Origin of the sequence: Candidatus Pedobacter colombiensis, from assembly GCA_029202485.1 — a bacterium.
GTDB classification, from domain to species: Bacteria; Bacteroidota; Bacteroidia; order Sphingobacteriales; family Sphingobacteriaceae; genus Pedobacter; species Pedobacter colombiensis.
On sequence record CP119313.1, the window covers coordinates 104,455 to 118,754 of the forward strand.

The window sequence follows — 14,300 nt, forward strand, 5'->3', positions numbered from 1 at the left end:
TTATGAATAAAAGATATTGCCTGACGCTGGATTTAATACCCAACGATGATTTGATTGCTGGGTACGAGGAGATGCACCGTAAAGTATGGCCAGAGATTATAGAAAGTATAACCACTGCCGGAATTGAAGATATGGAGATTTATAGGACAGGCAATCGCTTGTTTATGATTATGGAGGTAAATGATACATTTAGCTTTGATCGTAAGTCGGAAATGGATGCAGGCAATGAGAAGGTACAGGAATGGGAAACCTTAATGTGGAAATATCAGCAAGCTGTACCTGGAGCTAAGCCTGGAGAGAAATGGATAATGATGGATAGAATATTTGAGTTAAACGCCTAATGTCAATAAATACAGTAAAAAGTTTTTTGCAAATCCACCCCGATGATAATGTACTGGTGGCTTTGCAGGATTTGCCTAAAGGACAAATCGTAGAGTGGAATGGCCAAGTCATCAAATTAAAGGATGACATACATGCTAAACATAAATTCTTTATTGAAGACCTTTCCATTGGTGGGGAGGTCTTGATGTATGGTGTGCTTGTTGGGAAAGCAACAGCTTTTATCCCACAAGGTGGATTGATGACTACCGGTAATGTACATCATGCTTCGCAGGATTATGCTTATCGGAAAGTAAACTATGAATGGCAGGTACCTGATGTTACAAAATTTAAGGACAGGACCTTCAATGGCTACCATCGTGCTGATGGCAGAGTTGGAACGGCAAATTATTGGCTGTTTGTACCTACTGTTTTCTGCGAAAACAGGAACCTTGATGTGATAAAGGAGGCTTTATACAATACTTTGGGCTATACCGTAACGGATAAATACAAACAGTTTGCTGAACAATTGCTCGATGCTTATCAAGGTGGGGTAGACATTACCTCATTTAAAATTGATGAGCTTGCTCCTGTAGAGCCGCTTAAAAAGCGGGTTTTTAAGCATGTTGATGGCATTAAGTTCTTAAACCATCAGGGTGGATGTGGTGGAACAAGACAGGACTCTGCATTGCTTAGCCAATTGCTGGCTGCTTATGCAGATCATCCTAATGTTGCGGGGATAACCGTATTAAGTCTGGGTTGTCAGCATTTGCAAACACAGAATTTGCTGGATGATGTTAAAAAGAGAAATCCGTCATTTGATAAGCCGGTTTTGATATTTGAACAACAGCAAAGTCAGAGTGAAGAGCAGTTGATTAAAGATGCGATTCTGAAGACATTTATTGGATTGGAGGAAATCAACAAGGTAGAAAGGAAGCCCGCACCTTTAAGTAAATTATGTGTTGGTGTTAAATGCGGCGGAAGTGATGGATTTAGCGGGATATCTGCAAATCCGGCAGTTGGCTATACTTCTGATTTATTAGTAGCTTTAGGAGCAAAAGTTTTACTTGCGGAGTTCCCGGAGCTTTGTGGTGCTGAGCAAAATTTAATAGACAGGTGCGTAAATGAACCGACCGCAGAGAAATTCATCAGGTTAATGCAGGAATATGATGCGCAGGCACATGCTGTAGGCTCTGGATTCCACATGAACCCTTCTCCGGGTAACATTAAGGATGGTTTAATTACAGACGCAATAAAAAGTACAGGAGCTGCAAAGAAGGCAGGTACTTCACCTGTAGTTGATGTATTGGATTATACAGAGCCGGTAACCAAACCGGGGCTTAGCCTGGTTTGTACGCCTGGAAATGATGTAGAAGCTACAACAGGGAAGGCGGCAAGTGGCGCTACTTTAATTTTATTTACAACCGGATTGGGGACACCAACAGGGAATCCTGTTTGTCCGGTTATAAAAGTCGCTACCAATACATCACTGGCGACAAGGATGAGTGATATTATTGACATTGATACTGGTGCGATTATTCGTGGTGAGAAAACCATTGCAGAAATGGGTACGGAGATTTTGGAATACTGCATTAAAGCTGCAAGTGGAGAAGAAATTCCTAAAGCAGTGTTGTTGAATCAGGATGATTTTATTCCGTGGAAAAGAGGAGTTTCATTATAATTATAAAAAATGTTTAGTTTAAAAGGAAAATCAGCAATTATTACAGGAGGAGGAAGTGGAATTGGCAAAGCAATATCAGCGCTTTTTGCCAAACAAGGTGCTCATGTCCATATTATAGAATTGAATGCAGATGCAGGTTTGCAAACGGTAAATGAAATAAAAGCAGAAGGAGGATTAGCTGATGTTTACGGTTGTGACGTAAGTAATCAGGAAGCCGTTGTGACTGTCTTTAAGCAGATTGGTAAGATTGATATTTTAGTGAACAATGCTGGTATTGCCCATGTTGGAAGAGCTGATAATACCAGCGAAGCAGATTTTGTTAAGGTATTTGATGTAAATGTTAAAGGTGCATATAATTGCTTGTATGCAGCTATTCCGGTAATGAGGGCGCAAGGTTCAGGAGTTGTTCTCAACATGGCCTCTATTGGTGCTGTAGTTGGCTTGTCGGATCGTTTTGCTTATTCTATGAGTAAGGGAGCGATTTTTGCCATGACGATGTCGGTAGCCAAAGATTATATGGCTGAAGGGATCAGGTGCAACAGCATTTCTCCGGCAAGGGTACATACACCTTTTGTAGATGGATTTATTGCTAAAAATTATGCAGGGCAGGAAGCTGAGATGTTCGAGAAATTGTCGAAAAGTCAGCCTATAGGCCGTATGGGAAAACCGGAAGAGGTGGCCTCGCTGGCACTTTATCTGTGTGCTGATGAATCCGGTTTTGTCACCGGAAATGATTATCCATTAGATGGAGGTTTTATTAAGCTGAATAACTAAAATAAATAGGTATAAAAAGATGAAATTAATTAGATGGGGAGCTGCCGATCAGGAGAAAATCGGTGTAATTGTAAACGATATTTGGTATGATACTTCAGCCTTTGGCGGAGATTATAACGAACAGTTTTTTAATGACAATGGATTGGAAAGACTTGCAGCATTTGTGAAAGCAAATGAAGGTAACTTAGCTGTTATTCCTGCCGGAACAAGATTAGGATCTCCGATTGCCCGTCCTTCAAAAATAGTTTGTATCGGGTTAAACTATGCCGATCATGCCAAAGAAACTAATGCTGCAATTCCAACGGAGCCGGTTATATTTATGAAGGCAAGCACTTCAATGGTTGGACCTTTTGATGATGTTGTCATCCCTAAAAACTCTGTAAAAACAGACTGGGAAGTAGAACTAGCCGTAGTCATTGGCAAGAAAGCTTCTTATGTGGAAGAGGCAGACGCATTGGATTATGTAGCAGGATATGCTTTACATAATGATGTATCTGAGCGGGAATTTCAATTGGAGAGAAATGGTACGTGGGATAAGGGAAAAGGTTGTGATACGTTTGCCCCTCTAGGCCCATTTTTGGCTACCCAGGACGAAATTTCGGATGTGAATAATTTGCGCCTTTGGTTGACTGTAAATGGTCAGAAAATGCAGGATGGTAACACCTCCAACTTTATATTTAATGTTCCTTTTGTTGTGGCTTACGTAAGTCAGTTTATGACATTATTGCCTGGCGATGTGATTTCTACGGGAACACCTGCAGGTGTAGGTTTAGGTTTTAACCCGCCTGTATATCTTAAAGATGGTGATGTTGTGGAACTAGGTATTGACGGTTTGGGAGCTTCTAAACAGCAAGTAAAAAACTATGCTAAAAATTGATTCTCATCAGCATTTCTGGATTTATGATGAGGTTAGGGACAGCTGGATAACAGATGAAATGGCGGTATTGAGGGCAGATTATATGCCCTCAACATTGCTGACAACACTTCAACAACATCATTTTGATGGGAGTGTGGTGATTCAATCGGATCAGTCTCCCGCCGAAAATCTTTTTCAGATTAAAAATGCTGAGAATCATCCATTTGTTAAGGGGATTGTTGGCTGGGTAGATTTACAGGCTGATGATATTGAAGCGCAGCTGACAGATTTACAACAGTACCACAAACTGAAAGGGTTCAGACATATCCTGCAGGGTGAAAATGACCGCGCATTAATGTTAAAGCCGAAGTTCGTAAATGGAATTGGTAAGCTGCAATCATTTGGTTATACCTATGATGTCTTGATCTTTCCTGATCAGCTAAAGTATGCTGCCGAGCTTGCAGCCAAATTCCCGGATCAGCCTTTTGTATTGAATCATATTGCCAAGCCTGGCATCAAGGCTGGTGCAATTGAAGAATGGAAAAAGGATATTATAGCCCTGGCGCAGCATGAAAATGTGTACTGTAAAGTGTCAGGCATGGTTACCGAAGCCGATTGGAAGCACTGGAAGGAAGCTGATTTTAGACCTTACCTGGATGTAGTTTTTGATGCTTTTGGTATCGAACGCGTCATGTATGGATCGGATTGGCCGGTTTGCCTGGTGGCAGCCTCTTATCAACAGACACTCGGTTTAATGGAGGGATATACTTCAAAGCTTTCTCCGGATGAGCAGATGCTTTTCTGGGGAGGTAATGCAACAAAATTTTATAATTTATAATCATAAGCAATCTATGGATCTGCAATTAAAAGATAAAGTGGTTATTGTTACCGGAGGTGCCAAGGGTATTGGCGAAGGTATTGTGCGGGTACTGGCAAAGGAAGGCGCAATTCCTGTAATTGTTGGCAGAAACGAGCAGGATAATTTGAAGCTTGCGAATGATGTCATCGCAAACGGTGGACAGGTTTTTCAGCTCGCAGCTGAATTGACGAATCCGAAGGATGCTGAAAAAGCAATCGCAACGGTTTTGGAGAAGTTTGGTCGTATTGATGGACTGGTAAATAATGCCGGTGTAAATGATGGTGTTGGACTGGAAAGTGGCAATTATGATAAATTCGTGGAGAGCTTGCATAAAAATGTAATCCATTATTATCTAATGGCGCACCATGCTTTGCCGGCGCTAAAAGCTTCTAATGGTTCAATTGTAAATATTGGCTCAAAGGTAGCGGATACAGGGCAAGGTGGAACTTCTGCCTATGCGGCGTCAAATGGTGCAAGGAATGCGTTAACACGCGAATGGGCGGTAGAATTATTGCCTTATGGGATTAGAGTGAATTCTGTTATCGTAGCGGAGTGTTATACACCTTTGTACCAGACCTGGATCAATTCTATTCCAAATTCGGAAGAAAAACTTGCCGCTATCAAAGCTAAGATTCCTTTCGGACAAAGAATGACAACGGCTGAAGAGATTGCAAATGCGACGGCATTTTTGCTTTCTGATGCATCTAGTCACACTACTGGGCAATTGGTCTATGTAGATGGGGGATATGTGCACCTGGATAGGTCGATTAGCCCCGCATAGTTTTATAAAATATTTCGGAAACACTACCTAAAAAATCGGGTGTACTTAACATAGTACGTCCGATTTTTAGGTTTATTTCGTATCTTTTAAATTGGCGATCCTTAGTTTTATATAATCGATCACCTCTTTATATTTCACAGGGTCAGGCTTGCTCGCTAAGTAAAGCTTATAATATTTAACTGCAGTATTTTTATGAGCAGTTTTGAAATCATTAATCAGGCCTAAATTGTAAAATACACTGCCGTCGTTTTCAAAGGAAAGACTTCTCAGATAGGAATCGTTGGCCTTTTGGATCATGGAATTAACTTCATAGACCTCTCCCAAAGTCTTGTAATACTTAGAGGTATAGGGGGAAATACTTTCTTTAATGGCGAGATTCATATACTCAATTGAATTGGGATAATCCTTCAATTCACGATAACACACAGCTGTATAGTATAATGTCGCTTCATTTTGCTGCTGCAATTTTTCAATGATTTTAAACAGGGCTAATGCTTTAGGATAATCTTTCTTTATAAAATAAGCTTTACCCAGATTATTAAGGACGAAATTTGAACTATCACCAAAGGTCATTAGTTGATTGCCGGTCTGAATCGTTTCATCAATTTTCAATAAGGCGATACATATAGGCATTTTGGCTTTTAGCAATGTCATATTTGATGTATCCGCTGCTAAAGCAGTTTGTATAACTGTGTAAGCCGAATCTTTTTGATTGATTAAATTTAAACTAAAAGATAAGTCAAATGCTACATCCGGATGAATGGGTTGAATCGCATTTGCTTTTTTTAGATAGCTGATTTTTTCAGGACTTGACGAGGAAGCTACCATATCAGCTAATTGCTTATAAACATTGAAATTTGTACTATCTATTTTAATGATTTCAAGATAATAGGATTTTGCTTTGGCATCATCACCTCGTCGATGGCTGATGTTAGCGAGGTTAAATAGGACCGGTAAATTATTGGGCTGATAGTTATATAGTTTAAGATAATATTTCTCTGCAAGCGGGAGATTACCTGCCATCATATTGGTATAGGCAAGCTGAGAAATTTCTTTTGGAACTTCAGTGTCGTCGTTGTAAACAGATTTGAGGTAATCTGCTGCCTCCATATAACGTTGAGCTTGATAAAAATCCAGCAATTTTTCTTGATCTACCTTTGCGGCATTCTGGGCAATTGAAAATAATGGGATGTTTAATGCGATAATAAGATATAGTAATTTCCTCATTTTGAGCGCCGTTTGTGGTATATTGTGTTCTTTGGTTTTATTTTGTAAGAAAAAAGGAGTAATTGCTTTTTTATTAAAAAATAATTTGGGATTTGTTTTTTAACTTGTTGTTAAGATACTTATCGTGAGTATTATGAACAAATTACTTCGAATCTTATTGAATAATATCTATGAATAAAATCTTTTTGTCTACATTTTTTGTGTTTTATGCTGTAAGTAGTTTCGCCCAGGCAATTAACGTCTATGATTTAGGTTTGAATTGTATAAAGCAAAATCATTATCTAAAGGCAATTGATACCATTAAGGTACTTAAAAAAAAATATGATGAGTCCCATACGTCCGACGCTGGAAATTTATCGACCTCTAGTTACGACCAGGCCATAAACTTATTTAGCTCATTTATTGGTGAAGATTATCCATATAAATTTAATGATGACAATTCCCTGTTGAAGAATCATAAAGTAAGCTTTACTCCTGCAATACCATATATCATTAATCTGGCAAAAGGCCGAAGAGTAGTGATGATTAATGAAAATCACTATATCCCCAAACACCGGATTCTAACTTACAATTTGCTTCAACAATTCTATGATATTGGATATAGATACTTGGCGTTAGAGGCTTTAACACCTGGAGATACTATTAGTCTTAAGCGAGATAAATCATCAATTTACGCTAATGAACCAAATATGGCAAATCTAATTAGAGAGGCGCTTAGGCTAGGTTTTCAACTGATTGCCTATGAAAGTGAAGATAATACTCCAGAGAATCCTAATTTTTCCAGTCATAGACGGAACATGAGAGAATTACTTCAAGCTAGAAATTTATACCAAATAATCGTGAAAGATCCACAAGCCAAAATTCTTGTGCATGCTGGTGTTGCACATATATGGGAGCAGGCTACAACTAATAAAGGGATGTATATGGCTGAATATTTCAAAGTGATATCGGGTATTGATCCATTAACTATCAACCAGAGCGTGTTGCACGATGAGGAGTTTACTGCGAGACTTGATAGATCCCTAGCCTTGAAATCTACGGGTATGCCTTTTGTAGTTTTGGATAGTTTAAATTTACCAGATGTTTCAGAGGCAGACAGAAAAGGCAATTATGATCTGCTTGTAGCTTGGCCTACCCCTGAAAATAGGTTTGGGCGTAGTGATTACATGCTGCAAAAGACAGGTACTAAAATTAATATGATTGACTTGAAAGAAAGTGATGCAGGAAATTTATTGCAGGTTTTTAAATACGAAGATGACAATGGAATTCCTGTTGATCAATTTAGAATAACAGCTGGAGTCAAGAGGGGTGCGACAGCTTTACCTAGTGGAAAATATCAAATACAGTTGGTAAACAATAATGGTAAGATATTATGGAAGCGGTTGGTGACGATACCATAATCAAGATGCCGTAGTTTTTAACCAAATGAAGGATGAAACAGATAAACTATCACAACAAGAAAAGCGGAATATACTTAGCATAATATATGCTGCTTTCCTTGTTGTGAATATAAATTCAGTGTCTAGGATAAGGCCTAACTTTCTTCCCTGTTTTTCTTCGGAATTAATGCAGCCCTGGAGCAGATTACTTAATTTGTGCTGTTTCTGCCTTCAACCAGGCTGTTTCATCCGCATTCAATAATGGACTTAGTTTTTCAAATACTAAAGCATTGTAGCCGTTTAACCAATCAATTTGTGATTGCTCCAGCAATTCTTTCTTTACAATTTTAGTGCTTATAGGCGCGATGGTTAAAGCTTCAAAAGCATAGAACTCATTAAATTCATTGCTTACATCGGCGATGGTATTTACCAGATTTTCTATGCGAATACCGTGTTTGCCCGGACGGTAAACGCCAGGTTCAACAGAAGTGATCATCCCCAATTCAACCGCTACAGGGTTAGCAGTAGGGTTAAACACCTGAGGTCCTTCATGTACATTTAAGAAATAACCCACACCGTGGCCTGTTCCATGTCCGTAATTAATGGCGTAATCCCATAATGGCTTTCTTGTGATGGCATCAATCTGATAACCGCAAGTACCTTTAGGGAAACGTACTTTACAACCATCAATCATACCCTTTAAGACCAAAGTATAATCCGTACTTTCCTCTTCTGTATTGTTTCCCATAGGGATGGTACGGGTGATATCGGTTGTTCCATAAAAGTACTGACCTCCTGAATCTACCAGGAATAAGCCTTCCGCTTTTACTTCAACATTGCTTTCTGCTGATGCAGCATAATGTGGTAAGGCTCCGTGTGCTTTATAAGCGCTGATGGTGTTAAAGCTATCCCCTATAAAACCTTCTTGTTGTTCTCTAAACTTACGTAGTTCAGCAGCGGCAGAAAGTTCTGTAATCGTTGTTTTTCCGATGTTTTCTGAAAGCCATTTTAAGAAACGGGTAATGGCTACTCCATCTTTAAGCATTGCTGCTCTGGTATTGGCTAACTCAGTCTCATTTTTAACAGCCTTTAAGTTTGTTGTAGGATTGGTGTCTTTGATAATCCTAACAGAAGCAGGAATTAATTTATAAAAGGCAAAGCAATTTCTTTTTGGATCTATAAAGATTGAACTATTGGCTGGAATATTTGAGATGGCCTGCTCAATAGCTGCATAAGGCAATACCTCAACACCATTATTCAATAGGTTTTCTTTTTCTTCGTGGCTAAGTTTATCTACATCCATATATAGAGTCGCATGATCCTGGTTGATCAGCGCGAAACTTAATACAACAGGATTATAGTTAACATCTTTTCCGCGGATGTTAAACAGCCATGCCAGGTCGTCCAGAGAGGAGATCAGGTGATGGCTTGCGCCCTGTTTTTTTAAAGTAGTTCTTACCTGTGCCAGTTTAGATTTGACAGACTGACCGATGTGCTTATCGTCAATTAGAAATGCTTTTTCTGAAGGTAATGGCGGGCGGTTTTCCCAGATAGGGCTTAAATAATCTTTGCTGGTCAGACTAATTTCTTTAACAGCGAACTGTTGAGTAAGCAGATCACCCAGCAAAATAGATAATAATTTATCATCAGCAGCCACTACACCACCCTTATCTAACTTTTCAACTAACCACTGAATATATTCCGGGGCGTGTTGAACTTTTTGCTTCATCAACTCAAAGCCACTATCCTTTAGTTCATCAACGGCTTGCTCAAAATAGCGGAAGTCGGTCCACAAACCCGCATGATCATGAGTAATCACTAATGTTCCTGCTGATCCCCTAAAACCGGATGTGAAAGGGATGCACTTATAATGTTTCGGCAAGTACTCACTAATATGAGGGTCGGCAGATGGAATAATGTAAGCCTGTACGTTATCGGCCTTCATTTGATGCCGTATTTGCGCTAGTTTTTCCTGATAAGTCATAGTCAGTTTTTTTATGCAATAAGTATATATGCAAAGCTATGAATTTATTCTTTTGCATTTGCGAAATCCATTTTTACATGTTTTTTTTGGATTTGAATCCCGAAATATTATGTTTTTAAAGAATCTGAATCCAAAATGATTAAGAGAAATATACACCGGAGAATTTGGAAGATTTTTTATTGATTTGATAAAGAAGATATTTTGCTTGAAGAGGCTAAGCGATAGTTACGATTAATCTTTGCAATTTAATCGTATATTGGAGTAGCGAACCCCTTTCCATAATTTTATCGATGAAGTGCCTTTGTAAGTTTTATTTCACGGTTCTTTTAATCATTACGGCAAACATCAGTCATGCCTTCGAGCGTCAGGGTCCCATACAGTTTTACTTCCAGCAATTTGATAACCGAAATGGTTTGTCGAACAGCGCTGTAAATGTGGTTTTTCAGGATAAAGACCAGCTGTTATGGGTTGGTACCTGGGATGGCTTAAATATGTATGATGGAACAGACTTCAGGGTTTTTAATTACAATAGCGAAAACCCCAACGGTAGCATTGGGAATAATGTGATACAGGACATTAAGGAAGATAAAAGCGCAAATATCTGGATCAGTACCATTGGTGGGATTACCCGTTTTGAAAAAGTTACAGGTAAGTTTTTTCCATATTTTTATAATCAGGCTACAAAAAGAAGTATCGCTGAAAAGGAGTATGAACTGGCAGTAGCTAAAGATGGAACTGTTTTTTGCTATAGTAAAACCTATGGTTTAAGCCGGTTTGATAGAGCTGCAAACCAATTTAAGCGGATCTCTTCCCCGGTGGGGAACAACCAGGTTGTAAAAATGGAAAGTACTGAAGGTGGATTGATGTGGTTTCTTCAGAATGATGGGACATTGATGGCCTGCAAAACCAATCCATCAGGATTAAGTCTGGTCAAAAAAATAAAACATCAAAGTCTGATCAGCAATTTTTTTCCTGTAAACAATAGGATTTTCTTTACTGATGACGAAGGAAATTTGTGGACTGTGGACGAGCGTCAGTTTGTGCTCCAAAAAGTAGGTAGCTCGCCGGGAAGTATTAAATCCATGAAGTATTACCAATCCAATTATATCATCGCCTGGGACGGGCAGGGGATTGGGGTGTTCGATCAAAACTTTAAGCCGGCTGCGCTGATGGAGCAAGAGGTAAAACAATTGGCCAATACAAGGGTAACTACAATTGAATCTGCAAAAGATGGCGTATTGTGGATTGGAACTGATGGTAATGGATTGATTAAGATTTATCCAAAGATCAATTACTTTGGATTGGTCAATAAGAATAACCTCAATGACTTAAATAAGCCTGTCAGGGCTTTTGCCGAGGTAGATGGAAATTTATGGGTAGGAACCAAAGGCAGGGGGATTGTGATCTTAAATGATTTCTTAGCTCGTTTTGCGTTACAGCCTTCCAAAGAGGGCCTAAATACAACCAATGGACTTGAAAATAATTCCGTTTATGCTTTAAAAAAAGGCATTGAACCTTATGTCTACATAGGTACAGATGGAAGTGGAATAGGGATTTATGACTTGATAACAAAGCGTAGCCTGAGCTGGTCTGATGTTTTGGGCACAGCGGCATTACCTGCATTTGGCTCTGTATATGCTATTTTACAGGATAGAGATAGCTCTTTGTGGCTGGGGACCAGCGGAAGTGGGCTTATTCATTTAAAATTAACCCAAAATAACCAGGGTGTCTTAAGCGTAAAATACTTCCGTCAATATCTTTCTGGGACAGCAAATGGGCCTGCTAATGATATTATTTACGCCTTGAGCAATGGTGATGAGGAGAACCTTTGGATCGCTTGCAGGTATGGGGGATTAAGTATGCTGAATAAGAAGACCGGCCGGTTTAAAACCTTCAAAGCGGTTTCCTCACCAAACGGCCTTTCTAATAATGACGTGCTATCCTTATATAGGGATGCACAAAAAAGGTTATGGATAGGGACCAGTTACGGTTTAAATATGTTGAGCTATGAAGAGTCTTTAAAAGGCAAGCCCATATTTAAGCGCTTTACGATGAATGAGGGCTTGCCAAATAATACCATTCACGCTATTGAGGGTGCAAATTCCGGAAGTATTTGGATCAGCACGAATAGGGGCCTGGCTCGGTTAAACCCCGATAATGGTGCCGTGGCCAACTTTAGGGAGAGTGATGGCTTACAAAGTAATGAGTTTAGTGACGGTGCAGTTTGGAAATCGTCCCAGGGCTTGCTCTTTTTTGGGGGGATTTATGGCTTTAATTATTTTGTTCCCGAACGGATTACAGGTAATAAACAGCAACCCAATTTACTGATCTCTGGAATCCAGATGGGCGGTAAAAATCTGGATGAAAATAGGTTGGAGGTGATAAAAACTACCCGATCAGAAATTCCTGAATATACGCTGGCGCGTAAAAGCAATTTCTTCCAGTTAAGTCTGAAGCCAATGAGCTTTTTGAATGAAGCTAAGAATGAACTTGCATACCGACTGGTGGGCCTGGATAAGACATGGAACTATTCGGGGGCCGTGGGTACAATTCTATACAACAACATACCGCCGGGTAATTATACGCTTCAGGTGAGGTGGAGCAATGGGGAAGGCGTTTGGACAGCCGGAATAAGTGTATTTAAATTGCATGTTGAGCAATACTTTTGGCTAACCTACCCGGCCTTATTTGCTTACCTTTTGGTGTTCGGGGCATCTGGCTATGCTTTTCACGTATACCGTAAAAACAAACTGCAGATGAAATACCAATTGCAGATGGAGCATTTGTTACGTGAAAAGGATGAGGAAGAACATCAACAGCGTTTAAATTTCTTTACCAATATTGCACACGAAATCCAGACACCATTAACAATGATAATGGGTTCTGTAGAATTGCTCAAAAATAAAGAGCACAACTATTTTATTTCTATTGTCCATCAGCACACAGCCCGGTTAACCTACCTGGTGCAACAGCTGCTGGAGTTTAGGAAGGCGGAGGCCGGTTACCTGAAAAAGCATGATGATTATGTCGACATCAGCAAGATGTTGGATAGTCTTTCTGAACTGTTTGTCCCTGCCAGCAACAAAAACAATCAAAAATATATCAGAACGATTCAGGAGGGAATTGCGGGTTTTATTGATAAGGATAAGTTTGAAAAGGTTCAGTTTAACCTCTTGTCTAATGCCTTTAAGCACGTGGGGCGCGATGAAACGATTAAGTTTGAAGTGACCTTCGATCCAGCAGAAAGCATCCTGAGCGTGAGTGTTTCCAATTCTGGTTGTACCCTGAAAGCGGAACATTTGGAACAAATCTTCAATAAGTTCTATGTCAGCAATGAGCAGCAAACAGAAAAGTTTAGTACAGGTATAGGTCTGGCCTTTACGAAAGAACTGGCTACTTTGATGGGGGCAGATATTAAGGTTAGTCTACAAAATGACTGGATAGATTTTAGGGTAAAGCTACAGCTGGCCACGGTTGAAGGTAAGGATGCAAAGGTCATTACCTCTGCTCCCTCTGCATTGTATGAATCATTGGTGCAGGTTTATGAGCAACCAGAAATGAGTACTGCGGAAGCAGAAAATAAAAATAGCCTGATTGATGACCTGCAGCAGTCGGATAAGCCCAGTATTTTATTGGTCGAGGATGAACCAGAGCTCCGGTACCTGATTAAAAACGTATTGAAAGATCAGTATGTAATCTACGAGGCGGGTACGGGTGTGGAAGCGCAGGCTTTTTTACAGAAAACACTGCCAGCCTTGATCATCAGCGATGTGATGATGCCCGATATGAATGGGCTAGAGCTCTGCCGGGTAGTGAAACAAACGCCAGCATGGGCGCAGATTCCTTTTGTAATTTTATCGGCAAGGGGCTCTGAAGACAATAAAGCGGAAGGTTATGAACTGGGTGCCGATGCCTATATTCCTAAACCTTTTCAGATCAATTACCTCCATGTGAGGATTCGTAAGTTGTTAGACTACCGGGCCAGAATGCAAAGCTTGATTAAAGATCAGCATATTACCAACCAGTTTATGGATGCTGATATTGCAGATACGGATAAGAAATTTCTGGAAAGCCTGCTAAAGGTGATTGAAAATAATTTAAATGAGCCTGAACTGAATGCTTCGACCATAGAAGATGCATTAGCGATCAGTAAAATGCAATTGTATCGCAGATTAAAATCGCTGGCCGGAATGACACCTGCAGAGTTCATCAAAAGGATCCGTTTAAAGCATGCCGCAGATATGCTGATTGCCTCACAGTATACCGTTTCTGAAATTTTTTACCGCACCGGTTTCAACAATAAATCTTATTTCTTCAGAGAGTTTAAAAAGATTTACCATTGCGCGCCAAATGAGTATCGGCAGCAGCAATACGAAGAGAATCCAACTACTTTGTAACTATAGTGAACTAAAATGTAATTATAGTGCACTAGTTCAGAGCG

At 39.7% G+C, this 14,300-nt stretch carries 10 protein-coding genes; 8 read left to right on the plus strand and 2 right to left on the minus strand.

Annotated elements, in window-relative coordinates; genetic code table 11:
- Nucleotides 1-2 precede the first annotated feature (2 nt).
- The 6 genes from P0Y49_00460 to P0Y49_00485 are packed head-to-tail and all read left to right on the plus strand — an operon-like array spanning nt 3 to nt 5,269.
- Entirely contained in the window at nt 3-341 is a 339-nt protein-coding gene (locus P0Y49_00460; protein WEK19626.1) for an L-rhamnose mutarotase, read from the plus strand.
- Nucleotides 341-1,999 (plus strand): altronate dehydratase family protein, encoded by a 1,659-nt coding sequence (locus P0Y49_00465; GenBank protein WEK19627.1) that lies wholly within the window; start codon nt 341-343, stop codon nt 1,997-1,999. The genes P0Y49_00460 and P0Y49_00465 overlap by 1 nt, the downstream gene beginning before the upstream one ends.
- A 9-nt stretch (nt 2,000-2,008) precedes the next feature.
- Nucleotides 2,009-2,773 carry an SDR family oxidoreductase gene (locus P0Y49_00470; protein ID WEK19628.1) on the plus strand — a complete coding sequence of 255 codons (765 nt, stop codon included), beginning with the start codon at nt 2,009-2,011 and terminating at the stop codon, nt 2,771-2,773.
- Between the two features lie 19 nt (nt 2,774-2,792).
- Complete coding sequence (locus tag P0Y49_00475; GenBank protein ID WEK19629.1) at nt 2,793-3,650, plus strand: fumarylacetoacetate hydrolase family protein; 858 nt, start codon at nt 2,793-2,795, stop codon at nt 3,648-3,650.
- A complete protein-coding gene (locus tag P0Y49_00480) occupies nt 3,637-4,467 on the plus strand; it encodes an amidohydrolase family protein (protein WEK19630.1) in 831 nt (276 codons plus the stop codon). The genes P0Y49_00475 and P0Y49_00480 overlap by 14 nt, the downstream gene beginning before the upstream one ends.
- A 13-nt stretch (nt 4,468-4,480) precedes the next feature.
- Nucleotides 4,481-5,269 (plus strand): SDR family oxidoreductase, encoded by a 789-nt coding sequence (locus P0Y49_00485; GenBank protein ID WEK19631.1) that lies wholly within the window; start codon nt 4,481-4,483, stop codon nt 5,267-5,269.
- Between the two features lie 72 nt (nt 5,270-5,341).
- Here P0Y49_00485 and P0Y49_00490 read toward each other — a convergent pair whose 3' ends face one another.
- Nucleotides 5,342-6,496: a tetratricopeptide repeat protein gene (locus P0Y49_00490; GenBank protein ID WEK19632.1), complete on the minus strand. Its 1,155-nt coding sequence runs from the start codon at nt 6,494-6,496 to the stop codon at nt 5,342-5,344.
- Between the two features lie 170 nt (nt 6,497-6,666).
- Between P0Y49_00490 and P0Y49_00495 the strand changes: the two genes are divergently transcribed.
- Nucleotides 6,667-7,896: a hypothetical protein gene (locus P0Y49_00495; protein WEK19633.1), complete on the plus strand. Its 1,230-nt coding sequence runs from the start codon at nt 6,667-6,669 to the stop codon at nt 7,894-7,896.
- 184 nt (nt 7,897-8,080) lie between these two features.
- Here the strand turns inward: P0Y49_00495 and P0Y49_00500 are convergent, their stop codons facing one another.
- Complete coding sequence (locus tag P0Y49_00500) at nt 8,081-9,859, minus strand: aminopeptidase family protein P (protein ID WEK19634.1); 1,779 nt, start codon at nt 9,857-9,859, stop codon at nt 8,081-8,083.
- A gap of 290 nt (nt 9,860-10,149) precedes the next feature.
- Between P0Y49_00500 and P0Y49_00505 the strand changes: the two genes are divergently transcribed.
- Entirely contained in the window at nt 10,150-14,256 is a 4,107-nt protein-coding gene (locus P0Y49_00505) for a two-component regulator propeller domain-containing protein (protein WEK19635.1), read from the plus strand.
- The last annotated feature ends 44 nt before the right edge of the window (nt 14,257-14,300 follow it).